The following is a 23,963-nucleotide window of genomic DNA, read 5'->3' on the forward strand; positions in this document are numbered from 1 at the left end:
CCCGGCTGGTGCTCTTTTTCATGGACAGAATAAAAAAACCGGCACCCCGTATTGAGGTGCCGGCTTCTGGACTTGCGATCTGCATCACCTGGTCCGGGACAGCAGCATTATGAAGTAACACAAGAGGCCGAAGAGCAGCGTGATGAAAAGTGCATGCAGCAATGCAATGAAGATGTTCACCATTGTGAATACGCTCAGCAGGCCCGTGATCATCTGAAGCATGATCAGCGTGAAGGCGATGATCCAGCCGTACTCTATCACACGGTACTCGCTGTAATGGCGTATCGCATGGATCATGATCAGGAGGATCCAGATGATGGCGATGCCCGCGAGGGCACGGTGGCCCATCTGTACGGCCTCATAAAAGTTCGTCGGCATGATGTGGCCCGGTTTACAATGCGGCCAGCTCAGGCAGGCAAGTGAAGAGTCCGTATGCCTGACGAGTGCGCCTGAATAGACGACCAGATATATGTAGATCGTGACGAATATCGTATTGTATCTCAAGAAGGACCCGACTTTCAACTTGGTCGCATCAAACTTCAAATCCACTTCAAATATCAGCAGGGTCAACAGGAATACAGCAGCGAAACATATCAGGGATATGCCGAAGTGTGCAGCAAGCACGAAATCGCCTTCCCATATGCCGATCACCGCGGCAGCACCGATCAATGACTGGACGATGATGAATCCGAAAGAAACGATGACGAGGAATTTCGTCTCGCGTTTTTCAGGAATCTGCCTCCATGCCATGATACATAGAATGGCGAGCAGGATGATCGCTATGCCTGAAACGCCCCTGTGTGCAATTTCAATGATGGTGTCGAGCGGCCAGTCGCTCGGTATGACCTGCCCGTGACACAACGGCCAGGAGTCCCCGCACCCGTCGGCTGATCCCGTCTTGGTGACCAGGGCCCCGCCAATCTGGACGAAAACCATGACGATAGTGGTCAGGAGTGCCACAATTTTTAAATTTTTATACAATCGTTACACCTCGATTAAGACTTTATAAAAGTAACATCGTGTTTTCATAATATATATGATGGAAGTTACATTTGCAATCTCATTTATTTAGAATTGCTCTTAACAATTCTTAAATATGTGGTAAAATCAATATGTGAAACATCCTAGACAATTATAAATCACTTCATCACCCGGTACACGGCTCGTTCATGAAGAATTTATGAACGATTTGTTAAACCTTCTACAAACATAATAAAAAGTAACATTTTTATTGTGGAATTGTATAGTATTTGTGTCCCAAGTAATTTATTATTAGAGGTAAATGTTTCTGTTATGAAAGGAGGCGTGAAGATGCAAGGTGATGCTTACAGTGAAAATGTACAGCATAGTCCAAATGCAATAACATATCATGCAGTGAAGACATTATTGAAGGATGGGATCATCAAATCCAATCTCATTCCAGCATTTGCTGCCGGATTTATCGCTGTGATGTACTACAGCTTGTCATTTTTTCAGAACCTGCCACTCCTGCTTTTAATGACTGTAGCGACAGCTCTGGTCATAGGCGGTGTTTGTGCGCTGAACAATTTTTATGACAGAGACATCGACAGAATCATGGAGTCGAAACAGGATCGTCCCAGTATTGATGGGACATTTACCGGGACACAGATATTGGTGATCGGTTTTGGTTGTCTGGGAGCCGGGCTGATCATTTTATTTTCAGTCAACCTTACGGCGGGAACGCTCGGATTGGTGGCGGCATTCGGTTATGCAGTCGTATATTCGATTTTTGCAAAGAGGCATTTCGTCTCCAACACAATCATCGGTGCTGTGCCGGGCGCGATGCCCCCTCTGATTGGATGGGCGGTGATCGACCCTGGACTGCACATGATAGCCTGGGCAATGTTCATCGTAATGTTCATATGGCAGATGCCGCACTTTTACGGGCTTGCCATCAGGCGGAGCGAGGAATACGCCCTCGCCGGCATTCCGATGCTGCCATCTGTGAAAGGTAATGAAAGGGCCAGGCGTTCGATCGTGTTCTGGATAACGCTTCTTTTGTTCACACCTGTCTTACTGCTGGAACTCGGTTTATGGTTTGCACTGCTGGCGACAGCTTTAAATCTGGCGTGGCTGTACATATCTCTCAATCGGTTCAAACCTGTCGAAGACTATAACCGCTATGCCGGTCGGATATTTGTCTTCTCTCTGAATTACATCATTATATTTTTCGTGATGATCGTAATTGCCGGCTTACTCGTGAATGTATAAAGTTTAATGGATGAAAGAGGGGTTAAATCATGAAGAATCATTGGATGAAGGCGAAATGGATAGGTTTACTCACTGTCCTGATGGTCTTTTTATCTGGATGTGGTAAGAATCACTTAAGTACGCTCAGACCTGCCGGTGAAGTAGGCCGTGAGCAGTTCTACTTGATGATTCTTTCAATTATTATCATGCTGTTCGTGGTGGTCGTGGTCACAATACTGTTTGCCGTTGCAGTCACCAGGAACCGCCGCAGCAAGAGGGGCGAGAATTTCCAGCCCAAAGATGTTGCTACAAACCATACACTTGAAGTGATCTGGACATCGATCCCGATCGTGCTGCTCATCATACTCGCAGTGCCGACTGTATACCTTGTTTTCAAACAGGCGGATACGAGTGCAAGTGTGACGGATGACGGCGAAGTCAATCCGGAAGAAACAGTAATCAACGTACGTGCCTATCAGTACTGGTGGGAGTTCGAATATCCGAGTGAGGGTGTCGTCACTGCCCAGGATCTGGTCGTGCCGACGGATGAGAGAGTTTACTTCAACCTCCTCGGTGTAGACGTGAAGCACTCATTCTGGGTGCCGGCTGCCGGAGGTAAGATGGATACGAACATCGACGGCATCAACAGCTTCTATTTGATATTCGATGAAGACTCGGCTGCCGAGACGGACCGTATCTTCTACGGCAAGTGTGCCGAGCTTTGCGGACCTTCACACGCATTGATGGACTTCAAAGTCACGGCATTGGCCGAAGAGGATTACGATCAGTGGCTTGCAGACATGCAGGCGATCGAAGAGCCGGCCGAGGCATCTTCTGAAGATGCACAGGCAGGACAGGAAATCTTCAATAACTCATGCATGGGCTGTCACGCAACGACTGCAACAGGTGCAGGCGCAATGGGGCCGAACCTGACGAACTTTGCAGACCGTGAACTGATTGCAGGCTACCTCGAGCACAACGAAGAGAACCTGCAGGAGTGGATCAGGGATCCTGAGTCACTCAAGCCGGGCAACAAGATGACAGGTACATACGACCTGTCGGACGAAGAGATTGAACTGGTATCCGCTTATCTGATGGAGCTTTCTGTTGAAGAAGGATCCGGAGATGTTGAAGCACTTCAGGAATCCCGGGAAGCTTCCGGCGATGATGAATCTGGAGAAGGTTCAGCGGACGAAGAAACACAAGATGATGAAGACGAAGAGGAGGGGAACTAACACATGGCACAGACATCTGCTCGGAAACAAGGTGTTGGTTCTGTAATTTGGGAATATTTAACGACTGTTGACCATAAGAAGATTGCTATATTATATCTGATTGCCGGCGGTTTCTTCTTCGTACTCGGTGGTATAGAAGCCATGTTGATCCGTATCCAGCTTGCGGTACCGAACAACGACTTCTTATCAGCAGGATTATTCAACGAAATGATCACCATGCATGGTACGACGATGATATTCCTTGCAGCCATGCCGTTACTGTTTGCGTTCATGAACGCAACCGTACCATTACAAATCGGCGCACGCGACTTAGCCTTCCCTTTTCTTAACTCGTTAGGGGTCTGGCTGTTCATATTCGGTGGTATCTTCCTTAACCTTTCATGGTTCATGGGAGGCGCACCGGATGCAGGTTGGACGAGCTACGCATCACTGTCCATCGCATCACCCGGTCACGGTATCGATTTCTATGCACTTGGTCTACAGATCTCAGGTGCCGGTACATTGATCACAGGTATCAACTTTGCAACGACGATCATCACAATGAGAGCACCAGGTATGACTTACATGAGGATGCCGCTTATGACATGGACGACGCTTGTTGCGTCCGTACTGATCGTATTCGCATTCCCACCGCTCACAATCGGTATCTTCCTGCTGATTTTCGACCGCATGTTCGGTTCAAACTTCTTCATAGTGGAAGCGGGCGGTAACACAATCATCTGGGAGCATTTATTCTGGATATTCGGACACCCTGAAGTTTACATACTGATACTTCCGGCGTTCGGTATATTCTCAGAGATTTTTGCAACATTCGCACGTAAAAGATTGTTCGGTTACTCAGCGATGGTATTCGCGACAGTCCTTATCGGTTTCTTCGGATTCATGGTTTGGGCGCACCACATGTTCACAGTCGGTCTTGGGCCGACGGCGAACGCGATCTTCGCAGTTGCGACGATGGCAATCGCAGTACCGACCGGTATCAAAATATTCAACTGGATTGCCACCATATGGGGCGGAAGCATAGAATTCACGACCCCGATGCTGTATGCACTTGCATTCATACCATCATTTACGATGGGCGGGGTCACGGGTATCATGCAGGCGGCAGCACCGGCTGACTACCAGTACCATGACTCATACTTCATCGTTGCGCATTTCCACTACGTCATCGTAGGCGGTGTGGTATTCGCACTATTGGCAGGCCTCCATTATTACTGGCCGATCATGTTCAATACGATGCTGAATGAAACGTTGGGTAAAATCACTTTCTGGTTCTTCTTCATCGGGTTCCATATGACGTTCCTGATCCAGCACTTCCTTGGATTATGGGGCATGCCGAGACGTGTGTTCACGTATCTGGACGGCCAGGGTTACAACGCGGCCAACATGATTTCGACAATCGGGGCATTCCTGATGGCCATCGCGGTCATTGTGCTTGTGGTGAACATCATCATCACACTTGTTAAAAATGAAAGAGTCGGAATGGACCCTTGGGGCGACGGACGTACGCTCGAATGGTCAATCCCTCTGCCGGTCCCTTATTACAACTTCGCACAGATCCCACTGGTCCGTGGACTGGATGCTTACTGGGTCGAGAAGAAAGAAGGCAACGGCAAGATGATGCCGTCAGAATCCCTTGGGGACTTCCATATGCCGAACAACTCCATCCTTCCTGTAGTGATGTCACTCGGATTGTTCATTGCAGCATTCGGTGCGATGTACTTCCCGGATGGAAAAGAGTGGGCAATCGATGCGGTATCTGGACTTGACACGAAACCATGGGCTCTGCCTGTACTGATGATTGGCCTCGCAATCACATTCGTATCCATGGGCATACGTTCATGGAAAGATGACCTCGGTTACTATGTGACGAAAGAGGAAGTTGAGAGAGATCTTGAAGAACTTGAAAGGGGTGGGAAATAATGGCTAACATGGAGTACAATGTACCTACAGAAAGATGGCCGGCTCATCCCGAGACAGCGACACAGGAAGGCCAGAATAAGTTCGTCGGATTCTGGATATTCCTTGCAGGTGAGACAGCGCTGTTCGCCTCACTTTTTGCAACGTATCTGGCGTTGAAAGATTCAGTGCCGAGCGATGATCATCTGCTCGCCGCTGACCTTTTCCACCTGCCGCTTGCATTTGTCATGACGATGCTGCTTTTGACATCGTCACTGACGAGTGTCTATGCGGTGTACCATATGAGGAACAACAACTTCCAGAAAATGCAGTTGTGGCTCGGCATCACTGTACTGCTGGGTGCTTCGTTCCTTGCGCTTGAGATTTATGAGTTCGTGGAATATACCGGTCTCGGTCATACATTCAGGAGCAGTGCCTTCGGTAGTGCTTTCTACTTCCTGATCGGAACTCACGGTTTCCACGTAATCGTCGGCCTGATCTGGGCGACACTGCTCATCCTGCGTAACGCAAAACGTGGTCTATCCGTCTACACGGCTGCGAAAGTCAACACTTTTGCACTTTACTGGCACTTTATCGACGTAGTATGGGTGTTCATCTTTACTATCGTTTACTTGTTAGGGGTGTTATAAATGGCAGAACTTAATCAGGAACCTATGACAAAAGCACAGTTGGAATACTTGAGAAGACAGCGCACGAGGGAAATGCGCCAGCAGCTCGTATCATTCGGGCTGATGATTTTCCTCACGTTCATCGCATTTGGACTCGCAGGCATGGAGATAATTCCGGCTCAATTCACGATTCCGATCGTACTCGGTTTTGCATTCATCCAGGTTATACTGCAGTTCTACTATTTTATGCACATGAAGGACAATGGGCATCAATTCGCCAAATTGTTCATGCTGACAGGATTTTATTTCGCGCTAGCATTCTGTGTGACATTCGTCTATATCGTCTGGATCGGGGCGCCGGTCAACTAGGAATACAAAAGACCAACACGGCATGTGTTGGTCTTTTGTCATTATTTTGTCATGTATCGGACCGAACGTTTATTGTTAAAAGCCCGGAAAATATCTATAATATAATAAGTGATAAGAAAAAGGGTGATGACGATGGAGAATATTTCTTCCATTTCTATATTTGGATTCATAGCGAACTGGAGTCCGTTCTTTTTTATATTCGTACTGCTGGTGACGATATTTTATTTCCTCGTCACCAAGAGATGGTATAAGGAATTTGAAGGCGGCCGTCCGATCACTAATAAAGAATCCGCAATTTTCATAATCAACATGGTCCTTGTTTACATCATCTACGGTTCACCGGTCGACCTTCTCAGTCATATACTTTTCAGTTTCCATATGCTGCAGATGGCATTCGGCTATTTACTCGTGGCACCGTTATTTTATGCAGCTGTGCCTGAATACCTGCAGAAGTATATCGTAGGCCTGCCTGTACTTAAACAGATTTTTGCGATAGGCAAAAAACCGCTTGTCGCACTGATCCTGTTCAACGGTGCGTTCTCGGTGTACCACCTTCCGGTCGTCATGGACAACCTGAAGATGAACGTCTTCGCACATAACGCAGTGATCATCATTCTGTTCATACTGGCGCTGGTGATGTTCTATCCGATATTCAACAAGGTCGAACCGAAAGAGAACCATATGAACGGCCTGTTTAAAATGCTCTACATCTTCGGTATCGGCATGCTGCTGACGCCGGCATGTGCATTGATCATATTTGCATCTGAACCGATGTTCAGGACATATACGAGTGGAGATGCGTGGCTTGCTGCCATGGAGCTCTGCGTACCGTCGGGGATGCTTGACAGCCTGAAGGGCCAGGGCATGATCTCGGGACCGGAATATTTCACGGATGCCCAGCCGATTCATGATCAGCAGACAGGCGGCATCATCATGAAAGTGATGCAGGAAGTCTTCTTCGGCTTCATGCTCGGGTTCATCTTCTTCCGCTGGTACAGGGATGAAAGGAAGGACGAAGCCGAGGTCACACGCCGTTCCCTTGAAGAAGCAAGAATTCAGAGGGAGCTTCAAAATCAGTTCAGATAAGTAAGGAGAAGACATGACGATATGGAATTTATACTGCCTACAATAAACACAGCATTCATCATCCTCAGTGCAATCTTCATGGGTGTCGGCCTGCATCATATCAGGCACAAGCAGATTGAACAGCATGAGAGATGGATGAAGCTCGCAGCCCTTGCGGCTTTGATATTCTTTATAGGCTATGTTTCAAAAACTGTATTCATCGGAAGCACCCAGTTCGGCGGACCGGAAAATCTGGTGCCTTTCTATGTGACATTTTTAATCAGCCATATCATATTATCAACGACGGGCGGCGTACTTGGTGCATATCAGCTTTACACAGGCATCAAAAGAAAATTGACGATACACCGCAGGGTGGGACCCGTGGCAGCCATAATATGGTTTTTGACGGCGATCACCGGCATCATGGTGTATGCACTGCTGTATGTAATCTACCCAGGAGGCTCCACAGCAGGCCTCTTCGATGCGATATTCCACTAGACGACCAAGATTCAATCAATATGATTTTGACGGCGCCGGCGCTCTTTATTGAGCCCCGGCGCTTTTTATTGAAATAAAAAAAGCCTTGAATCCCAAAGGACTCAAAGCTGAAAATTGCGGGCGCCGGTTTAGACCAGGACCTGCAGATCTTTTACGACGTTACGTATATTGTTCACTGCATGTTCGACGATTCTTTCAGGGAAAACTTCATCCGCCCCGTATTCGACACCGGTCGGGAAGTAATGTTTACCCATGTAAGGATCCATCAGCTGAAGTGTTGCACTGTTTGCACCGACATCACCTTCAACCGCATAACCCGGCAGGCGGAGATAGTAGATGCCTTCAGGTATTTCGTACTTGTAATCGAAGGTCATACGCTCATAGTCCCATGAGCCGCCGAGAACCCAGCCGTTCTTGTTCATAACATTTTGTAAGACATCTTGAGGGACAACCATTTTCTCAAGACCAGAGTTTTCGAAAATCATGAAATTTCCTCCCTAGCATTAATAACAATAATTCAATTTTAATCTATATACTTAATAGTTGCAAATAGAATTTCACTCTCGCAATGAATAATGAAGTCTGATACTATAAAATGAGAGGTGATTTTATGAATACACTGCAGGATTTAACGATACTTGATCAACTCGACCACCTGAACGACATGATTACCCAGACAGAAGAATTCAAGCGCTACTGTAAATATAATTATCTTATGAATAATGATTCCGAAGTTCTGGAAATCGTTTCAGAGTTCAAAAGACTGAAAGAGGACTTCGAGGAAGTCCAGCGCTTCGGCAAATATCATCCTGACTTCACCACAAAGAGAAGGGAAGTCAATCAGTATAAAAAGAAATTAGATTTACATCCGGTCGTTATGGAGTACAGGCGGGCCGAGTACCAGCTTCAGGCACTGCTCGATGAAGTATTGTTCCATATGAGCGAAGATATAAGCGAGAATGTCAATATTGTCAGTGACAATCCATTCTTCACTAAAGAATCCTCCGGCGGTTGTTCAACCGGGGGCGGCTGTTCATGTGCCAGCTGATATCATTCACATGCATTCCCGGTCACCTTTAAGAGGTGGCCGGGTTTTTTGTATGAGGATGCTCATTCGTCATGATTTCCGAACTTGAGTGAGCAGAAAAGTCTCTGCGCTGCTCATTCGCCATGGTTTCCGGGCCTGAGTGAGCAGAAAAGTCCCATGACTGCTCATTCGTCATAATTTCTAAGTCTGAGTGAGCAGCAAAGTCCCGTGACTGCTCATTCGTCATGATTTCCGACCCTGAGTGAGCAGAAAAGCCGCACTCCTCATCACATGACATGATTTTCTACCCCCAAATAAAAATAAAAACCCCTTCAAAGGAAGGGGTTTATTTATTAATACCTCTGTTTCATCAGGTGATGGCTGATATCCGGGAAGTCTGTCACGATCGTGTGTGCACCTTTTTGAATCAGCTCATCCATCTTGTCCATATCGTTGACGACCCAGTAGCCGACTGCGACGTTCAAGTTCTGCAGGAACGCGATGAATTTCTCATCATCGAGCGGGTAGCCTTTCACATTGTATGGGATCTGGAAAGTGTCGGCTTCCGGCTGGTACAGATGCCTGAATCCGGACTTGTAGCTGAAGTAGGCTTTTTTCACCTGGTCTTCGCCTGCACCGAGTGCGATCTCATCGCCCGAATACAGTCTGAACCTGTTGATCTGTGCGTCGTGGAAACTGGTCACAAGCACCCTGTCCTCCACGCCGAGTTCCTTGATCAGACGGTAGAGGACCGTCGGCATCAGGCTGCCTTCGTAAGTTTCAGGTCTGTCCTTGATTTCAATGTTGATCAGTTTATCCGGATAATTTTCCAAGAGCTCCCTTAAAGTGAGCACTTTGGCGTCCGGGTGGCCCCTGAAGGGTGTATTGCCTTCGACATCCCTGAAGTGGTGGCCGAAATCCAGTGCTTTCAACTCATCGAGTGTGAGGTTGCTGACGCGGCCTGCGCCGTCGGAAGTGCGGTCCACATATGCATCGTGGATCACGACGATTTCCTCATCCTTTGTCAGGCGGATGTCGATTTCAAAGCCTTCGACATTGAATTCGGCCGCTTTGTCGAATGCGAGTTTCGTATGCTCGGGTGCAAGTCCCATAGCGCCGCGGTGGGCGAAGATGTATGGTGATCGTCTTTTGAAGTAGGGCTTGATGTGCCTGACTTGCGTCTCGCTCGTCAGTTTCGTGCCGAGCCATAACCCCCCGAGGATCCCGCCGGTGATGCCTGCTGCCGTGAGTAGAGTCTTAATACATTTTCTCATTTTTAAATTTCCTCCAATAACTGATTCTTGAATGACACTGTTAAAAAATTGCTTCTGAAATGGTATGATATCTTTATATACAAACTACAAACAGATGGGTGGTATGGACATGTTGAAGAAACGGATCGGTATTTATATTTATTTTAAACAAAATAAATTCATACGACAATTAAAACGTTACGGCCATCTGATTTATGTAAATAAAGATAAAAAGTACTTATTACTATATATTGACGAATCAGATGTTTCTCAAACAATTAAAGAACTGGAGAGGCTGAAGTATGTCTCCGACATCATCGTCTCGCAGTATCCGAACATCAAAAGGGAATACAGCCGGGAAAATCATGAAGCCAGGGATTACAGGGTCATCTAGGTAAGCGGCGGGATGAGGTTGTTCAGCCTGAGCACGCCGAGCATATACTGGAAGTACTGTTCCCGTGCATAAAAATCATCAGGATCCCGTGTGGACATCTCGACTTTTTGGATATTGTATTTTTCGAGATTCTCATTGATGATTTTATATTTCTGTTTATGTTTGCTTGTCATCGGTATGCCCTGGAAGACCGTATAGAGTGCCTGGAAGTTTCCGCGTACAGGGGCCATGACAAGTATGAATGTGGAAGGCCTGCCTTCTGTGTGCAGGTAGATTCCTGATTTGATGCGCTGATGGTTATATTGGATGAGTGCTTCCATTTCGAAGATATCCCCGTAACCGTCACCGATTTGGATGAATTTCTGCATTGAACATCAACTCCTGGTACTTATCTTATCGCATATCATCGGAAAATGAAAAGAGGTTTTATATGAGAGTCATCAGCGGCAGTTACAAAGGCAGGAAAATCCATACGCTGTCCCATAATGACACGCGTCCGACGACGGATAAAGTCAGGGAAAACATCTTCAATATACTGGGGACGGTCGAGGGTGATGTGCTGGATCTGTTTGCAGGGTCCGGTGCCCTCGGCATAGAGGCGATATCCCGCGGTGCGGATTCCTGCATCTTCATAGACGGCGCAAAGGACGCCGTAAAAATCCTGAAGGAGAATACTGAGGGCATCGAAGAGGATATCGAGATCTACCGGAATGATTACAGACGCGCCCTGAAGGCGCTCACCAAAAGGGGGAGGACTTTCGATCTGATCTTCCTTGACCCGCCGTACCGGAAAAACATCGTCACACATGCACTTTCGGCAATAAAAGGAGCGGGGCTCCTGAACGCGGGCGGCAGGATCGTCGTCGAAACCGGCAGGGACGAACAGTTCGAACACGCCGGCTTTGACAATATACGCGAGGTCAACTATGGTACAGTTAAAGTAACTATTTTGAAAGATTATGAGGGGTAATTTCCATGACAAGAGTAGCAGTCTGTCCGGGCAGTTTCGATCCGATCACCTACGGACATCTGGACATAATCGAGAGGGCAAGCAAGGTTTTTGATAAAGTTTATATTTCAGTTTTGAAAAACTCTTCCAAGGAGGGGCTCTTCACCCCGCAGGAAAGGGTGGACATGATCGAGGAAGTGACGAAGCACCTTGAAAATGTGGAGGTTCAACAGTTCAACGGACTGCTGATCGACTTCTGCCATCAGGTGGGGGCGAGGGCGATCGTGAGAGGGCTCCGTGCAGTCAGTGATTTTGAATACGAGATGCAGCTGACGAGCATGAACAGGAAGCTCGACAGCGACATCGAAACGATTTATATGATGACCAACAACAATTATTCGTTCATATCGTCATCCATCGTGAAGGAAGTGGCGAAGTACGGCGGCAAGATAGAAGATGTTGTGCCGCCGTATATTGCGAACCTGCTTGAAGAAAAATTCAGCGGGTGATGATGACGGGGGTGTTGAAGTCGCTGCGGCCGGTGGCGGCTGCTATGTTGTAGATGTCGGTCGCCATGATTTCATCCGTGATATGATGGGCATTTTTCTTATTGACGTTGGTGATGATTTCCGTCTCCCCGCCCTTAAGTGTGCTCAAATATTCGCGGCCTTTTGAATTCATGCCGAGTATGCGGACTGCTTCGAGGTCCCTCACATCCCAGTTCTCCATATCGCGCCATCTGATGTTCAAAAGGATGCATGTCATCAGACGGTTCAGGCGCGTCCATGTGTAGCGTTTGGTCTTTACCCGGTGCATATACTCGTCATAATGGTCTGCACCGCGTATCATCGCTTTCAGGCGGTGTTCGAGGCCTTCTGTCATCATATAGATCTCCCTGAGCTCCTCAGGCGTCTTATGTGTGATGAGGAGCTTCAAAGATTTGAAGAAACTTTCATTGCCGACAGGGCCGGCTGCGAGTATTTCATCCACGAGCCCCGGGGGCATGAATCTCTTGGCGTCTTCACCATCACCGTCCATGATGCTGTTGCGGAGGCTTGTCGCGCTTGAGAATGCACCTTCCGACAAGAGAGGGTCATTGTAGCGGTTGCTTTGCCTTTTTATGGTGAGCGGGGTGATCGGGCTGTCGAGTACCTCCAGTGCCTTCAGATAGCCGAGGCCGAGGATGTTGTTCGAGCCGCCGACGTCAGGATTGCCTGTCATCGCCTCCATGGCCCGTGGGTGGCTGTATCCCTGCCTGATGAGCATGGAGAGCCGGTCTTTATTGACACTGCCCTCCATATCATCATGGAGCCGCCTTAACGCATCGATATCGCCGGACTCGCTGCCGAAGACGAGATGTGTGGACTTCAAAAGGTCTGCCGTATGCACGCCGCCGAGTGCGAAATCATCGGCGAAGCTGACGGCGGACTTGAGCGGCAGTTCGGCGACAAGATCGACGTGTTCCAGTGCATACCGTGTGCGGATGAATTTATCGATGACGGCCGCTTCACCGCGCTGTGTGAAGTTTCCGCTCATGACCGCGATGACGATGTCGGCATCTGTCACTTTGCGGCTTTCGTTTATATGATAAATATGTCCGTTGTGGAACGGATTGTATTCGGTGATCAAAGATGTGACGCGCATGTCCATCCCCCCCTTTAAAATGTATTGTATCAAATATTACGTTAAGAAAATAACTTGACATGCCCCCCTATAAAATGTACAATATTTTTTGTGCTCATAAGAGGTGAAGAGTATGAAATGGACGCTATCACAATTAAGAAAATTCAGTGATGAAGTGATTGAATTCGATGGTGAACTCGAACTTGACGATTTGACGGACCGCAGGGATATCGTCTCTGTCGATTCGACCAAAGTCAACGGCGGGATAGTTGTGCGGAGTGATCAATTCCACGTACAGATGAACATTGATTCAATCATCACCATGCTCGACAGTCGAACATCTGAAGAAATTCAAGTCCCGGTCAGCGTCGAATCGATGGAAATATTCGATGAGACGGTTGAAGAGACGGATGATCTGGATGAAAATGTCCATCCCGTCATCCACACGCTGGATTTGGAACCTGTGATCAGGGAGCTCATCATAGTCAACCTTCCAAACGCCTATACGGAAAGCGAAGAGCTTGCTGCAGGCGGGAAAGACTGGATGGTCATCGAGGAAGATGATTATCTCCGTGAAGATGAGGAGAAGGTCGACCCGAGGCTTGAGAAACTAAAAGCGCTATTGGATAGTGACGAAGAAAAGGAGGATTAATCATGGCAGTACCTAAAAGAAGAACGTCTAAAAGCCGTAAAAATAAACGCCGTACGCATATCAAACTTTCGGTGCCTGGAATGGTCGAATGTTCAAACTGCGGTGAAATGAAACTTTCACACCGTGTATGTAAAGAATGCGGAAGCTACAAAGGTGAAGAAGTCGTCAATAACTAAAAAAGATGAGCGGAAGCTCATCTTTTTTATTGTTTTAAAGAGTAACCTTCCGGATACCAGATCAGGGCATCGTCTGCAAGATCACGCTCAATATCATATTTTAAAGTTTCAAAGCCGTTTTTTTCAAAGAAACTCCTGGCGTTTTGACGGCTGATCGCTTTGATCGGCATATCCTGCTTTTTTACATAATCGATCAATGCTGTGCCGAATCCCCGGCCGCGGTACTTCTCCAGCACTTCAAGCTTCCATATGACAAGGTAGTCATGGGGCGGTTCGAAGATCGGCTGGTCCGTGTCCTCCTTTTTGAAAAGGCACATGCGGGCTGCGAGATTTTCCCCGACATAGATGCCGTAGAACGGCGAATCGGTATCTGCATCGATCATATTGCCTTCCAGTTCTTCCTGCATCTGCAGTTCCTGGGCGCCGTACTCCCGGAATTTCTTGAATTCTTCAGCTGTTTTGTAGTTGATTGGTAATCGCTTGATTTCAGACATGAATATTCGCTCCTTTCGTCCATTATAATATATCCGGCAAACAGTTCAATTGTTTTATAAAATGAAAAAAACTATAATCTTAATTAATCACCGTCACAAAGGAGAAGAATCATGGAAATCGAATGTATGAATTTCTCTAAAGATGATTTCATCGATAAATTCAATCAGCAGGAAGAGAATGTACTTAAACACTATCAAAATCTTTCATTCAATGATGAAAGCGTTGAAGCGGTGCTCAGCCGTCCGGTGCATCCACATACCGGAGAACTTGCAGACATCATACGGAATGATATGGAGAAGTTTGGGCTGTCCGAAGCGCAGGAAGAGAATCTGAAGCGGCTTGCGGACGGTGGGCGCGTCATCACCGGCGGGCAGCAGGCGGGGCTCTTCATGAGCCCTGCCTACATCATCCATAAGATCATGTCCATCATCATCGTCAAGAAGGATATGAAGGAAAAGTATGATTATGATGCCGTGCCCGTGTTCTGGGTTGCAGGCGAAGACCATGATTACGAGGAGATCAATCATACATACGTCTACGACAGCATGCACAGGAAACGCCGGAAAATCACCTATAAGCCGAATCTGCGCATCAATATGAGCATCGGTTTCTATGAATATGATAAAAAAGTCATGAAAGAGACTTTATTTAAAATCATGGAGCTCTGCGGCGACCGTGAAGACCTGCTCGCCTTAAGGGACAGGATCGAATCGATGATCGACCGGCACACATACTGGACGGAGCTGTTCCATGCGCTGGTCCACGATGTCTTCAAGGATGAAGGCGTGCTGATCTTCAACAGCCATCTGCCCGAAGTGCGGGAATTGGAAAAGGGGCTGTTCAGGCGGATGATCGAATCGCACGGAGAAATACATGAAGCTTTCATGCGCGGCCAGGAGAAAATCAATGCGGCATGCGGCACATCACCGGTCATCCAGACGGATACGAATGTGCACCTGTTCATCGGAGCGGATATGGCACGCACGCTCCTTTCCTTTACGGATGGACATTTCACAGCGGGCGATGAACGTTATACAAAGGAAGAGCTGCTGGAGCTGCTTGAGTCATCACCTCACGTCTTCAGCAATAATGTGGTCACCCGGCCGCTGATGCAGGAGATGCTTTTCAACACGCTCGTTTTCCTCGGCGGGAATGCCGAAGTGAAATACTGGGGGGAGCTGCATGAAGTGTTTGATGTGATGGGCGTCGGCATGCCGATCATCCTGAAGCGGATGGAGTTCGGCTACCTCCCGCCGCGTCTTGATAAGATGCTGCGGAAGTATGAGCTGACATTCAATCCGGACTTCCACACGCAGGCTGAGGATTATAAGGCATCGATGGTGCAGGATGACCTCAACGCCGGATTCATCGATAAGATCCATGAGATTACGGAAAGTGCCGAAAAGCATTACCGTGAGCTCCACGGATTGAATTCACAGGAATTCATGACGGATATCGTCGAGGCGAACTTCAAGCATCATATCAAGCAGCTGGACTACCTGGAGCGGAGATACAGGACGGAAGTGAAACGCCACAGGAGAAAAGAGCTCGGTGATGTGAGGGAACTCCAGGAAAGGCTGCTGCCGGACGGGGCGCTTCATGAACGGATCTACCACCCGTGGCAGTATATGACGGATTTCAGGGATTTCCCCCCACTATCCTATACAACGGACCTCGTCCTCATTAAAACACCATAATGTCAGGCTTTAAAAGAGCGGTTTCCCCATTGCGGGGGACCGCTTTTTTATTTTGCATAAAATATAATACTGAATTTTTATAATTTGTGGTGAAATGTGGTGGAATGTGGTAATTTATAAATAGAGGCAGGTGAAGGCCATGTTCATGGGAGAATACAACAATAAGCTTGATGCCAAAGGGCGGATGATCGTTCCAAGCAAGTTCCGCAGTGAATTGTCAGACAGGTTTATAATCACCCGTGGACTGGATAAATGCCTCTTCGGCTATACCGAGGAAGAATGGTCGCGCATTGAAAAGCGTATGCAGAAGTTGTCGCTCACCAAACGTGATGCCCGCAAGTTCATGAGGCTGTTCTTCTCCGGTGCGGCACTTGTCGAAATGGACAAGCAGGGGCGCATCAACATCCCCCAGAACCTGCGCAATTATGCAGGGCTTGAAAAAGACTGCACCGTGATCGGTGTGTCTGACCGTATAGAGATTTGGGACACCGGTGAGTGGACGGATTTCTACACAAAATCAGAAGAAAACTTTGAAGATATAGCAGAAGATTTAATCGACTTTGATTTATAGGATGTGACGATGTGTTCACACATGACACGGTGTTGTTGAAAGAAACAGTGGATGGACTCAATGTGCGCGAAGACGGAATTTATGTGGATGCGACCCTGGGCGGCGGAGGCCATACCGAATATCTGCTCGGTAAAGTGACGACCGGCAAAGTGATTGCATTCGACCAGGATATTTACGCAATCGACCATGCACGCGAGAAATTCAAAAATGATCCAAAACTGATACTGGTCCACAGTAATTTTGAAAATTTAAAAGCAGAACTTGAGAAACTTGATATACAGGGCATCGATGGCATCATGTATGATCTCGGCGTGTCCAGCCCGCAGCTTGATATCACCGAAAGAGGGTTCTCCCATTCGAAAGAGGCAAGGCTCGATATGAGGATGGACCAGTCGCAGCCCCTGGATGCTTATGAAATCGTTAATACATACCCATATGAAGCACTTGTGAGTATATTTTTCAGATATGGCGAGGAAAAATTCTCGAAGAAAATAGCAAGGGAAATTGAAAGGAAACGAAAAGAGAAGGACATCGAGACGACGACAGAACTGACTGAAATCATCAAATCCCAAATACCACACAAATTCAGACGTACAGGGGGACATCCCGCGAAGAGGGTGTTCCAGGCGCTCAGGATTGCGGTGAATGATGAGCTTGGAGTATTGGAGAGGTCATTGGAAGATGCGATAGAGCTGCTGAACAAAGACGGCAGGGTGTCAGTCATCACCTTCCATTCGCTGGAAGACCGCATCTGCAAGCAGATGTTCGTGGAATATGAAAAAGGCCCGGACCTGCCAAGAAACCTGCCCGTCGTCCCGGAAGAGTACCAGCCGGTCCTGAAAAGAGTGAACCGTAAACCGATCCTTGCGAATGATGAAGAACTGGATATCAATCCCAGAGCCAGAAGCGCAAAATTACGGATTGCAGAGAAACAAAAATAGGATGTGTTAATATGGCAGTGGAAAGATACAGACAGGTATTACCTGAGACGAGGAGCAATGGCCAAAACCCGGAACCGGGTGGAAGGACGCGTGTCAAGAGTAAGATCGTCGGCCTGAAAAGGACCGAAACGATGATTTACATTGCGTTGATTTTCGTCATTGCCGTTGCAGCAGTCGCCGTCCTGTCATTGCGGATGGAAGCCTACCAGCTCCAGAGTGAAATCACGAATATTGAGAGCGAAATCGCGACGACAAATGGTGAGATAGATGAGCTCACGACGGAAGTGACACATCTGGCTTCCTATGATAGGATTTACGAGAAAGCCGGTGAGCTTGGTCTGGAACTTGACAATGGCAATGTAAAGGTTGTTGAAAGACATGGCGAAGATTAAAGTAAAGTTTATGAATAGAACTACATCTTTTTCTTTCGGTGCGCTCCTTATATATTCAGGTATAGGAGTGCTTTTTCTTTTGATATTTTGGCAATTTGCCTATCTCATGATAGGGAAATCGCTTGATGATGAAGATTTGATCGCCCATGGTGATGATAAATTCACAAGGACTGCCGTGAACAGTGCGGAGCGGGGGGACATCACCGACCGCGAAGGCAACATACTTGCAAGTGACATGGAATCCTACCGTGTCGCACTGATCATCGACGATGATTATCCAAACTACGTCTACAATGTCGACGCAACGGCTTCGGTGCTGAACGAAGTGCTGGATATAGACGAAGATGAAGTGAAGGAACAGGTTGAAAAAGGGCGCGAGGATGAGCGTTTCCAGGTGGAGCTCGGGCGTGAGGGCCGGGACATCTCCTATAATGAAAAGCAGGCACTTGAAGAGGCACAGCAGGATGCTGACTCGGAAGTCAGCGGATTGTACTTCGTCTCCGAAACGAAAAGGTTCTATCCGAACGGCAATTTCGCCTCCCACCTGGTCGGCTATGCCGAACAGGATGAGGACAGCGGGGAACTGTCCGGCCAGATGGGGCTCGAGCGCGCCTATGATGAAGTATTGACCGGTGCAGCGGGCGCCACGGGGTATACGCAGGACGTCTGGGGCTATATCGTGCCGAATACACAGAGTCAGGTGAAAGCACCCGAAGACGGTGCGGATATCCAGCTTACGATCGATTCCAATATACAGTTATACCTGGAAGATTCGCTGGATACGATGGAGGAGCATTTTGAACCTGAAGAATTATTTGCGGTCGTGGCGGATGCTGAAACGGGCGAAATTCTCGGCTCCGGCCAGAGGCCTTCCTTCAACCCGAGGACCCGGGAAGGCTTCGGCAACAGCTGGCTGAATATGCTGTACCAGTATTCCTTCGAACCCGGCTCCACGTTCAAGGTCTTCAGTCTCGCAGCAGCGATCGACGCAGGGGAATATGATCCGAATGCTTATTTCGAATCGGGTTCCTATGACGTCGGCGGGCATACCATCTACGACTGGGAGCCTGAAGGCTGGGGCACCATCACCTACAACGAAGGCATGCAGTATTCTTCCAACGCACTGATGATGATCCTCCAGGACCGCGTCGGTGATGAGAAGATGCTCGAGTATTATAAGGATTTCGGTTTTGGTGCCTCGACGGAGTCTGAATTTCCGGGCGAAGTTTCCGGCGTCATTGCGTGGGATGAAGAGCTGCAGCGTAAAACGACGTCTTTCGGACAGACTTCGACCGTCACCCCGATACAGATGATTCAGGGCATGACGGCCATCCTGAATGACGGCCAGATGAAAAAACCCTACGTCATAGAATCCATCACCGACCCGAATACGGATGAAACTCTTTATGAAGGCGGGGAGACTGTAGTGCGGGAAGTCATCAGCCCGGAAGCAGCCCAAAAGACGCAGGAAGAGATCAACACGTTCGTAGGCGGTTCGATGGACAGGAACCCGCAGTACCAGCTTGATGATTATGAGGTGGCCGGCAAATCCGGCACAGCACAGGTCATCGACCCTGATGGCGGAGGGTACATGGACGGACCTTATGAATTCCTGACTTCCTTCATCGGATATGCACCGAAGGAAGATCCTGAAGTGATCATCTACTACGGCATCAAGCTTGCCACGAAGAATAAGGCGGATACATGGGATTACGGCGTCATGCACGGATTCAACCCGCTGATGGAACGCACGCTCAAGTATCTTGAAGTGGGCGGCGAAGGTGGAGAGTCCAAAGCAGAAGTCATCCCTGTCGATGATTACAGGAACATGGCCCTGGACGATGAATCACTGCCGCAGCAGGAGACCATCCGCCGGTTGGTGATCGGTGAAGGCACTGAAGTGGAGGACCACTATCCGATGAATGGCACTCTGCTGCCGTTCGACACTTTCTTCATAAAAACAGACGGGGAAGCGACAATGCCCGATCTGAGAGGTTTATCAAAACGCGAAGCGATTATATTTGGAGATTTTACAGGGGTCACTGTAAATATCGAGGGTGAGGGCTATGTCGAAGACCAGTCCGTCGAAGCAGGTGCCCCGCTGGAAGAGGGCAGTGAAATCGGCATCACCCTGGAACCGAAGGATCCAAATGATTAGGAGGACATGATGAATTTAATATTTTTACTGCTGGCATTCGCTTTTACTGCAATTTTAGTGCCGGTGACGATACCATTATTGAAACGATTGAAGTTTGGACAATCCATAAGGGAGGAGGGGCCGGAGTCGCATCAGGCGAAGACCGGGACGCCGACGATGGGCGGCCTGACTTTCCTCATACCGGCGATACTGCTGGCACTCGTTGCGTTGTTCTTTGTGGATGACATCTACAAAATGCTCGTGCTCATCATCGTCACCCTCGGGTTCGGCCTGGTCGGCTTCATCGACGACTATATCATCGTCGTGAAAAAGGATAATACGGGGCTGACGACAAAGCAGAAATTCATGGCACAGATACTGGTTTCCATCATCGTCTATCTGATAATGATCAACTGGATACCGGACATCACGAACAGCATCCATATACCGGGGACGGACTGGGCGATTCCGCTCGGTTACGCCTTCGTCCTGTGGATCATTTTCTGGCTGGTCGGTTTCAGCAACGCAGTGAACCTGACCGATGGACTGGATGGTCTTGCGACAGGCTTGTCGATCATTGCATTCGGCGCATTCCTGACGATCGCATCGATGTATCACGAGTATGAGATATCAATTTTCCTGAGCATCATCATCGGTGCCCTGATCGGCTTCCTCATCTACAACAAGTACCCTGCAAAACTCTTCATGGGTGACACCGGTTCACTGGCACTCGGCGGCCTGATCGGCATCGTATCGATCATGATCAACAACAGCCTGCTGCTTTTGATCATCGGCCTCGTGTTCGTCATAGAAACAGCTTCGGTCATCCTTCAGGTCGCGTCATTCAAACTGACCGGCAGAAGGATATTCAAGATGACTCCGATCCATCACCATTTCGAGCTCATCGGCTGGAGTGAATGGAAGATCGTGGGCGTTTTCTGGACTGCAGGCGCTGCTGCCGGGATGATCGGCATCCTGCTTGGAGGCATGTAGATGAAAACTGATAAATATACAGGCAAAAAAGTGATCGTACTGGGATACGGCAGGAGCGGGAGAAGCGCTGTGGACGCAATGCTGCGATCCGGTGCGGAGGTCACTCTCACGACGAACGAAATTTTTGCAGATGAAAAGACAAGACAGGTGCTGAAGGGCCAGGGTGTCGAAATCGTCGACGGGCACCATCCCATGAATCTTTTGAACGACGCAGACCTGATCATCAAGAATCCCGGCATACCCTACACGATAGAATTCATAAAGGAAGCACAAAAAAGAGGGATTCCGATCATTACGGAAGTCGAACTCACCAGGGATATCACAGATGCGCCTGTGATCGGCATCACCGGCACGAACGGCAAGACGACCGTCACCCATCTGATCGGTGAAATTTTGAAAAATGATGGACAGAAACCGATTTTGTGCGGCAATATCGGTTATCCGGCGAGCGAAGCGGCCCATGAGGCAGATGATGACAACATCCTTGTGATGGAGCTCTCATCCTTCCAGCTGATGGGGGTCGACACATTCAAGCCGGATGTCGCTTTATTCACGAACATCTATGAAGCACATCTGGATTATCATACGGACAGACAGGAATATGTGGAGGCTAAACTCTCCCTTCTTAAGAATCTTGATCCTGATGATACGGTCATATTCAACGGCGGCCAGAAAGAGATGCTCGACGGCCGGACGGTGCGTGCAGAGCTGAAATTCTTCAATGACGATGCATCCGATGCATTCATCAGGGACGGGAGCATCTATTGGAAGGGCCGGCGGCTGATCGGACTTGAAGAAGTCCTTTTGAAGGGCAGCCACAACTATGAGAACATACTGGCATCAATCATGGCGGCAGACCGGTTCGGGGCCGGGGAGGATGCGGTCATACGGACTTTGAAGGAGTTCGGCGGCATACCGCACCGGATGGAATACCTCGGGAGCATCAATGATGTGAAATATTATAATGATTCAAAAGCGACGAACAATCTGGCCACTTCGTTTGCACTGCGGAGTTTCGATGTGCCGACGGTGTGGATCGCGGGCGGCCTTGACCGCGGACAGTCATTCGATGAACTGACAGAGTATATCGCGCATGTGAAACATCTGGTCGCGTACGGAGAGACAAAAGAGAAACTTACCGGCTGGGCAGGCGAACGGGGTATCGGTGTGACCTCCGCAGCCGATCCGCATGAAGCGGCGCTCATTGCATCTGAAATAGCCGTACAGGGCGAAGTCGTTTTATTTTCCCCGGCGTGTGCAAGCTGGGATCAGTACAAGGATTATGAAGCAAGAGGCGATCATTTTAAAGAAGGTTTCCATAAAATTCAATGACAGGCGGTGAGCCAGGGGACATGAAGGATAAAGAAAAAATTTCAAATTTGAGGAAGAAGTTGGAGTCAAGCCGGGACGACGGCCGGCAGTCGTCAATCGAATCGCGTCTCTATGGCTCCCCGGCCGATGATTTGAAAAAAGAAGAGGCTGAGCTGGAGAGACCGAAAGTCCAGGACTTCTCAACCTTAAAAAAAGAGGCTGAAAATAAAGAAGAAAAGAAGGAAGGTCCGCGCATCCTTGCCGATTATACGAAAAAAGGCGGGGAAGTGCATGATTCCATGTCTTCCGAAGAACAGCCTGAAAATGAAAATCTGCAAAAAGAAGGACCGCGCATCCTTTTCGATTATACGAAATTGGCCGATGGGAAAGCCCCGGATGAAGAACCGGAGGAGACAGAGGCACCGCAGCATACGGCTGCATCAGATACGGAGGCTGCATCGAAGGATGCCGCCAGGCCGAAAAAGAAGAACAAAAAGAAGCCGAAGCGCTATACCCGTCTTACTGCCTTGAAGGAGAATTTTGCGTCCATACCGAAACTGGTACTCATACCGTCCCTCCTGTTCCTCATCCTGTTCGGCACATTGCTCTGGTACGTCTTCACCGACGTGAGCGACCTCAAGGAAATTAACATCAGCGGCAATGAAATCATCTCCACTGAAGAAATCGAAAACCGCCTGGGATTTGAAGCAGGCGACAAAATGTTCAGCATCAGCACCGATATGGCAGAAGAGAACATTGCACTCCTCCCGATCATTGTCGATGTCACTGTCGAGCGGGACTGGTGGAACGGGGTGGATGTCGGCATCGATGAATACCGGGCGGTCGGGTATGTGGAAAACGAAGGCGGCTACAACCCGCTGCTTGAAAACGCACGTATTTTACGGGGCTACCAGGTCACACCGTCTTCAGGACCTCTTGTCCATCACTTCGAAGGTGAAGAGATGGATCAGCTCGTCGACAACCTGAACGACATCGAACCGGAAATACTGACAGGCATTTCGGAAATCTACTACAGGCCTTCGGAAAACTCCATGACGAGGATACATATCTTCATGAATGACGGCCAGGAACTCGTCGCGGATTACCGGGATTTCGGGGAGAAGATGAATCATTACATCGGCATGAAAGAGGAAATCGGCGAAGGCAGTGAAGGTATCATCGACATTGAAATCGGCAGCAGTTTCCTGCCGTATGACTCGGCGGAGGCCAGGCAGATCAAAGAAGGCATATACAATTCACCGGAGACGAGCGGCTATGTCAATGAAGTGAACGCATCGATGAACAGCATCAAAGAAGCGTTGAACGAATTTGAAAATTTTGAAGACGAATGAATCTTCAGTATTAATACTTTGTATAATACCCGCAAATAGTTCACAATTAACTTGTGATAATGTAAACTGATAATAGTAAATTGATAGCTCGCTA

General features: G+C 48.3%; 28 protein-coding genes. 21 read left to right on the forward strand and 7 right to left on the reverse strand.

What is annotated here, in order from left to right; genetic code table 11:
* Positions 1–84: 84 nt before the first annotated feature.
* Positions 85–981 (reverse strand): COX15/CtaA family protein, encoded by an 897-nt coding sequence (locus CRN96_RS00715; protein WP_097038131.1) that lies wholly within the window; start codon positions 979–981, stop codon positions 85–87.
* A 330-nt stretch (positions 982–1,311) separates the two neighbouring features.
* Here CRN96_RS00715 and cyoE point away from each other — a divergent pair, with 330 nt between their 5' ends.
* The 7 genes from cyoE (at position 1,312) to CRN96_RS00750 (ending at position 7,906) form a co-directional block, all read left to right on the forward strand.
* Positions 1,312–2,232 (forward strand): heme o synthase, encoded by a 921-nt coding sequence (gene cyoE, locus CRN96_RS00720; protein ID WP_097038133.1) that lies wholly within the window; start codon positions 1,312–1,314, stop codon positions 2,230–2,232.
* Positions 2,233–2,261: 29 nt separating this feature from the next.
* Positions 2,262–3,446: a cytochrome c oxidase subunit II gene (locus CRN96_RS00725; protein ID WP_179647062.1), complete on the forward strand. Its 1,185-nt coding sequence runs from the start codon at positions 2,262–2,264 to the stop codon at positions 3,444–3,446.
* 3 nt (positions 3,447–3,449) lie between these two features.
* On the forward strand, positions 3,450–5,369 hold the full coding sequence (locus tag CRN96_RS00730; protein WP_097038135.1) for a cytochrome c oxidase subunit I: 1,920 nt from the start codon (positions 3,450–3,452) through the stop codon (positions 5,367–5,369).
* Positions 5,369–5,995 carry a cytochrome c oxidase subunit 3 gene (locus CRN96_RS00735; RefSeq protein WP_097038137.1) on the forward strand — a complete coding sequence of 209 codons (627 nt, stop codon included), beginning with the start codon at positions 5,369–5,371 and terminating at the stop codon, positions 5,993–5,995. Before CRN96_RS00730 ends, CRN96_RS00735 begins: the two co-directional genes overlap by 1 nt.
* Positions 5,996–6,343, forward strand: coding sequence for a cytochrome C oxidase subunit IV family protein (locus CRN96_RS00740; RefSeq protein ID WP_097038139.1), 348 nt, complete (start codon positions 5,996–5,998; stop codon positions 6,341–6,343).
* A gap of 132 nt (positions 6,344–6,475) precedes the next feature.
* Positions 6,476–7,429, forward strand: a complete 954-nt coding sequence (gene ctaG, locus CRN96_RS00745) for a cytochrome c oxidase assembly factor CtaG (RefSeq protein ID WP_097039623.1) — start codon at positions 6,476–6,478, stop codon at positions 7,427–7,429.
* Positions 7,430–7,450: 21 nt separating this feature from the next.
* A complete protein-coding gene (locus tag CRN96_RS00750; protein WP_097038141.1) occupies positions 7,451–7,906 on the forward strand; it encodes a DUF420 domain-containing protein in 456 nt (151 codons plus the stop codon).
* A 128-nt stretch (positions 7,907–8,034) separates the two neighbouring features.
* Here the strand turns inward: CRN96_RS00750 and CRN96_RS00755 are convergent, their stop codons facing one another.
* On the reverse strand, positions 8,035–8,391 hold the full coding sequence (locus tag CRN96_RS00755) for a YugN family protein (protein WP_097038143.1): 357 nt from the start codon (positions 8,389–8,391) through the stop codon (positions 8,035–8,037).
* 125 nt (positions 8,392–8,516) lie between these two features.
* Between CRN96_RS00755 and CRN96_RS00760 the strand changes: the two genes are divergently transcribed.
* Entirely contained in the window at positions 8,517–8,954 is a 438-nt protein-coding gene (locus tag CRN96_RS00760) for a YlbF/YmcA family competence regulator (protein ID WP_097038145.1), read from the forward strand.
* 28 nt (positions 8,955–8,982) lie between these two features.
* Here CRN96_RS00760 and CRN96_RS00765 read toward each other — a convergent pair whose 3' ends face one another.
* Positions 8,983–9,231 (reverse strand): hypothetical protein, encoded by a 249-nt coding sequence (locus CRN96_RS00765; RefSeq protein ID WP_097038147.1) that lies wholly within the window; start codon positions 9,229–9,231, stop codon positions 8,983–8,985.
* A gap of 55 nt (positions 9,232–9,286) precedes the next feature.
* Positions 9,287–10,207 carry a glycerophosphodiester phosphodiesterase family protein gene (locus CRN96_RS00770; protein WP_097038149.1) on the reverse strand — a complete coding sequence of 307 codons (921 nt, stop codon included), beginning with the start codon at positions 10,205–10,207 and terminating at the stop codon, positions 9,287–9,289.
* Positions 10,208–10,271: 64 nt separating this feature from the next.
* On the opposite strand from CRN96_RS00770, the gene CRN96_RS00775 reads away from it, so the two are divergent.
* Positions 10,272–10,580 (forward strand): DUF2129 domain-containing protein, encoded by a 309-nt coding sequence (locus CRN96_RS00775; RefSeq protein ID WP_245844505.1) that lies wholly within the window; start codon positions 10,272–10,274, stop codon positions 10,578–10,580.
* Here CRN96_RS00775 and CRN96_RS00780 read toward each other — a convergent pair.
* The gene (locus CRN96_RS00780) at positions 10,577–10,948 is read right to left on the reverse strand and encodes a DUF7147 family protein (RefSeq protein ID WP_097038153.1); all 372 of its coding nucleotides are present in this window, start codon (positions 10,946–10,948) and stop codon (positions 10,577–10,579) included. The genes CRN96_RS00775 and CRN96_RS00780 overlap by 4 nt on opposite strands.
* A 62-nt stretch (positions 10,949–11,010) precedes the next feature.
* On the opposite strand from CRN96_RS00780, the gene rsmD reads away from it, so the two are divergent.
* Entirely contained in the window at positions 11,011–11,550 is a 540-nt protein-coding gene (rsmD, locus tag CRN96_RS00785) for a 16S rRNA (guanine(966)-N(2))-methyltransferase RsmD (RefSeq protein WP_097038155.1), read from the forward strand.
* Positions 11,551–11,555: 5 nt separating this feature from the next.
* Positions 11,556–12,038 carry a pantetheine-phosphate adenylyltransferase gene (coaD, locus tag CRN96_RS00790; protein ID WP_097038157.1) on the forward strand — a complete coding sequence of 161 codons (483 nt, stop codon included), beginning with the start codon at positions 11,556–11,558 and terminating at the stop codon, positions 12,036–12,038.
* Here coaD and CRN96_RS00795 read toward each other — a convergent pair.
* A complete protein-coding gene (locus CRN96_RS00795; RefSeq protein WP_097038159.1) occupies positions 12,028–13,173 on the reverse strand; it encodes a nucleotidyltransferase in 1,146 nt (381 codons plus the stop codon). The two genes, coaD and CRN96_RS00795, sit on opposite strands and share 11 nt — an antisense overlap.
* Before the next feature lie 112 nt (positions 13,174–13,285).
* Here CRN96_RS00795 and CRN96_RS00800 point away from each other — a divergent pair, with 112 nt between their 5' ends.
* Positions 13,286–13,804 carry a YceD family protein gene (locus CRN96_RS00800; protein WP_097038161.1) on the forward strand — a complete coding sequence of 173 codons (519 nt, stop codon included), beginning with the start codon at positions 13,286–13,288 and terminating at the stop codon, positions 13,802–13,804.
* Positions 13,805–13,806: 2 nt separating this feature from the next.
* Entirely contained in the window at positions 13,807–13,980 is a 174-nt protein-coding gene (rpmF, locus tag CRN96_RS00805) for a 50S ribosomal protein L32 (RefSeq protein WP_097038163.1), read from the forward strand.
* A 26-nt stretch (positions 13,981–14,006) separates the two neighbouring features.
* Here the strand turns inward: rpmF and CRN96_RS00810 are convergent, their stop codons facing one another.
* A complete protein-coding gene (locus CRN96_RS00810) occupies positions 14,007–14,474 on the reverse strand; it encodes an N-acetyltransferase (protein ID WP_097038165.1) in 468 nt (155 codons plus the stop codon).
* Between the two features lie 111 nt (positions 14,475–14,585).
* On the opposite strand from CRN96_RS00810, the gene bshC reads away from it, so the two are divergent.
* From bshC to CRN96_RS00850, 8 genes are all read left to right on the forward strand, one after another.
* On the forward strand, positions 14,586–16,172 hold the full coding sequence (bshC, locus tag CRN96_RS00815) for a bacillithiol biosynthesis cysteine-adding enzyme BshC (protein WP_097038167.1): 1,587 nt from the start codon (positions 14,586–14,588) through the stop codon (positions 16,170–16,172).
* Positions 16,173–16,311: 139 nt separating this feature from the next.
* A complete protein-coding gene (gene mraZ / locus CRN96_RS00820) occupies positions 16,312–16,743 on the forward strand; it encodes a division/cell wall cluster transcriptional repressor MraZ (RefSeq protein WP_097038169.1) in 432 nt (143 codons plus the stop codon).
* A gap of 11 nt (positions 16,744–16,754) precedes the next feature.
* Positions 16,755–17,684, forward strand: a complete 930-nt coding sequence (gene rsmH, locus CRN96_RS00825; protein ID WP_097038171.1) for a 16S rRNA (cytosine(1402)-N(4))-methyltransferase RsmH — start codon at positions 16,755–16,757, stop codon at positions 17,682–17,684.
* A gap of 11 nt (positions 17,685–17,695) precedes the next feature.
* The gene (gene ftsL, locus CRN96_RS00830) at positions 17,696–18,076 is read left to right on the forward strand and encodes a cell division protein FtsL (RefSeq protein ID WP_097038173.1); all 381 of its coding nucleotides are present in this window, start codon (positions 17,696–17,698) and stop codon (positions 18,074–18,076) included.
* Between the two features lie 79 nt (positions 18,077–18,155).
* On the forward strand, positions 18,156–20,234 hold the full coding sequence (locus CRN96_RS00835) for a penicillin-binding protein (protein WP_245844506.1): 2,079 nt from the start codon (positions 18,156–18,158) through the stop codon (positions 20,232–20,234).
* A 9-nt stretch (positions 20,235–20,243) separates the two neighbouring features.
* Positions 20,244–21,206: a phospho-N-acetylmuramoyl-pentapeptide-transferase gene (gene mraY, locus CRN96_RS00840; protein ID WP_097038176.1), complete on the forward strand. Its 963-nt coding sequence runs from the start codon at positions 20,244–20,246 to the stop codon at positions 21,204–21,206.
* Positions 21,207–22,538 (forward strand): UDP-N-acetylmuramoyl-L-alanine--D-glutamate ligase, encoded by a 1,332-nt coding sequence (murD, locus tag CRN96_RS00845; protein ID WP_097038178.1) that lies wholly within the window; start codon positions 21,207–21,209, stop codon positions 22,536–22,538.
* Positions 22,539–22,585: 47 nt separating this feature from the next.
* A complete protein-coding gene (locus CRN96_RS00850; protein ID WP_245844507.1) occupies positions 22,586–23,869 on the forward strand; it encodes a cell division protein FtsQ/DivIB in 1,284 nt (427 codons plus the stop codon).
* The last annotated feature ends 94 nt before the right edge of the window (positions 23,870–23,963 follow it).

This window comes from Salinicoccus kekensis (assembly GCF_900220995.1).
GTDB classification, from domain to species: Bacteria; Bacillota; Bacilli; order Staphylococcales; family Salinicoccaceae; genus Lacicoccus; species Lacicoccus kekensis.

Coding starts and splice junctions, on each gene's coding strand:
- murD (WP_097038178.1), top strand. CDS start 21,207: ATGAAAACTGATAAATATACAGGCAAAAAAGTGATCGTACTGGGATAC.
- bshC (WP_097038167.1), top strand. CDS start 14,586: ATGGAAATCGAATGTATGAATTTCTCTAAAGATGATTTCATCGATAAA.
- CRN96_RS00735 (WP_097038137.1), top strand. CDS start 5,369: ATGGCTAACATGGAGTACAATGTACCTACAGAAAGATGGCCGGCTCAT.
- CRN96_RS00780 (WP_097038153.1), bottom strand. CDS start 10,948: ATGCAGAAATTCATCCAAATCGGTGACGGTTACGGGGATATCTTCGAA.
- CRN96_RS00800 (WP_097038161.1), top strand. CDS start 13,286: ATGAAATGGACGCTATCACAATTAAGAAAATTCAGTGATGAAGTGATT.
- ctaG (WP_097039623.1), top strand. CDS start 6,476: ATGGAGAATATTTCTTCCATTTCTATATTTGGATTCATAGCGAACTGG.
- CRN96_RS00770 (WP_097038149.1), bottom strand. CDS start 10,207: ATGAGAAAATGTATTAAGACTCTACTCACGGCAGCAGGCATCACCGGC.
- CRN96_RS00730 (WP_097038135.1), top strand. CDS start 3,450: ATGGCACAGACATCTGCTCGGAAACAAGGTGTTGGTTCTGTAATTTGG.
- CRN96_RS00725 (WP_179647062.1), top strand. CDS start 2,262: ATGAAGAATCATTGGATGAAGGCGAAATGGATAGGTTTACTCACTGTC.
- CRN96_RS00740 (WP_097038139.1), top strand. CDS start 5,996: ATGGCAGAACTTAATCAGGAACCTATGACAAAAGCACAGTTGGAATAC.
- mraZ (WP_097038169.1), top strand. CDS start 16,312: ATGTTCATGGGAGAATACAACAATAAGCTTGATGCCAAAGGGCGGATG.
- CRN96_RS00750 (WP_097038141.1), top strand. CDS start 7,451: ATGGAATTTATACTGCCTACAATAAACACAGCATTCATCATCCTCAGT.
- coaD (WP_097038157.1), top strand. CDS start 11,556: ATGACAAGAGTAGCAGTCTGTCCGGGCAGTTTCGATCCGATCACCTAC.
- CRN96_RS00795 (WP_097038159.1), bottom strand. CDS start 13,173: ATGCGCGTCACATCTTTGATCACCGAATACAATCCGTTCCACAACGGA.
- rpmF (WP_097038163.1), top strand. CDS start 13,807: ATGGCAGTACCTAAAAGAAGAACGTCTAAAAGCCGTAAAAATAAACGC.
- cyoE (WP_097038133.1), top strand. CDS start 1,312: ATGCAAGGTGATGCTTACAGTGAAAATGTACAGCATAGTCCAAATGCA.
- CRN96_RS00765 (WP_097038147.1), bottom strand. CDS start 9,231: ATGTCATGTGATGAGGAGTGCGGCTTTTCTGCTCACTCAGGGTCGGAA.
- CRN96_RS00755 (WP_097038143.1), bottom strand. CDS start 8,391: ATGATTTTCGAAAACTCTGGTCTTGAGAAAATGGTTGTCCCTCAAGAT.
- ftsL (WP_097038173.1), top strand. CDS start 17,696: ATGGCAGTGGAAAGATACAGACAGGTATTACCTGAGACGAGGAGCAAT.
- CRN96_RS00760 (WP_097038145.1), top strand. CDS start 8,517: ATGAATACACTGCAGGATTTAACGATACTTGATCAACTCGACCACCTG.
- mraY (WP_097038176.1), top strand. CDS start 20,244: ATGAATTTAATATTTTTACTGCTGGCATTCGCTTTTACTGCAATTTTA.
- CRN96_RS00775 (WP_245844505.1), top strand. CDS start 10,272: ATGATATCTTTATATACAAACTACAAACAGATGGGTGGTATGGACATG.
- rsmD (WP_097038155.1), top strand. CDS start 11,011: ATGAGAGTCATCAGCGGCAGTTACAAAGGCAGGAAAATCCATACGCTG.
- CRN96_RS00810 (WP_097038165.1), bottom strand. CDS start 14,474: ATGTCTGAAATCAAGCGATTACCAATCAACTACAAAACAGCTGAAGAA.